This window comes from Limosilactobacillus reuteri (assembly GCF_002254085.1).
Taxonomy (GTDB): Bacteria; Bacillota; Bacilli; order Lactobacillales; family Lactobacillaceae; genus Limosilactobacillus; species Limosilactobacillus reuteri_K.
Genome location: NZ_NGPY01000051.1, coordinates 1 through 1,055, shown reverse-complemented (window position 1 = coordinate 1,055; position 1,055 = coordinate 1). Strand labels below are relative to the sequence as shown.

The 1,055-nt window shown below is 43.9% G+C and carries 1 protein-coding gene; it reads left to right on the top strand.

Annotation, left to right across the window (positions count from 1 at the left end):
• The first annotated feature begins 101 nt into the window (after positions 1–101).
• Complete coding sequence (locus CBG10_RS08300) at positions 102–1,025, top strand: IS30 family transposase (protein WP_094512305.1); 924 nt, start codon at positions 102–104, stop codon at positions 1,023–1,025.
• Positions 1,026–1,055: the final 30 nt, after the last annotated feature.

Here is a 1,055-nt window from a genome sequence, read left to right as displayed (position 1 = left end):
GGCAGATTGTAAAATTTAAGTTGAACATTTAAGTGGACAGAAAAACCCATCAAGGTCTTTAATGGTGTTACCACAACATTCCATTAGAAAGAAGGACCTTAATGGGCACCACTATTTTATCATTCCAGAACCGCGTTGTCATTGAAACGCTTCATAATGAAGGACGTTCCTTACGATACATCGCTAATTACTTAGGCTTTAGTAAAACCACAGTCTTTAACGAACTTCACCGGCTCAACGGTGAGTATCAAGCTGAACTAGCGCAAACTGACTTTGAACGCAAGGTTAGTCAACGGGGGCGGAAGTCTTCGCTCACTAAAAACCTTAAACACTTGATCGAGGAAAAGATTCAAGTCCAGAAGTGGTCCCCTGAACAAGTTGCCCATGTAGTTGGAATTGCCTACAAGACGGTCTATAACTGGATTGATCAAGAATGGCTTGATGTACAGTTGCCCGATTTGCCTGATCATGGAATTCGTCGTCATCGCGCTAAAGAAAAGCGTGGTACGTTCAGTCACGGCCGCTCCATTGAGGAGCGTTCTCATAAAGTCGAAACTCGCCAGGAATTCGGCCACTTTGAAGCTGATACCGTACTTTCTGGCAAACGTAAAGGTCAAGCTGTGGCTACTTTCGTGGAGCGTAAGAGTCGCCTGACAATTGTTAAACGGCTCCATGGTCGCGACAGTCAGTCCATGACTCAAGCCGTACTTGAACTAGCTAGTCAACTTCAAGACAAGCTCAAGACGCTTACCGTAGATCATGGTAAAGAGTTCGCTAACTACCAGGCAATTGAGCAGCGAACTGGTACTCCGGTTTATTTTGCCCATGCTTATTCACCACATGAACGCGGTAGTAATGAGAACCGTAACCGAGTTTTGCGACGATTTATTCCCAAGGGACAAGCCATTGAAGAACTAAGTGATTACCAACTGGTTCAAATCAATTGGTATCTGAATTCACGGCCACTTAAATGTCTTAATTGGCATACACCAATCGAGATCTTCTTGCTTAATCTACGTCACTAAATTCGTTCAAGTTATTTCTTGCAATCTGCC

Coding starts and splice junctions, on each gene's coding strand:
- CBG10_RS08300 (WP_094512305.1), top strand. CDS start 102: ATGGGCACCACTATTTTATCATTCCAGAACCGCGTTGTCATTGAAACG.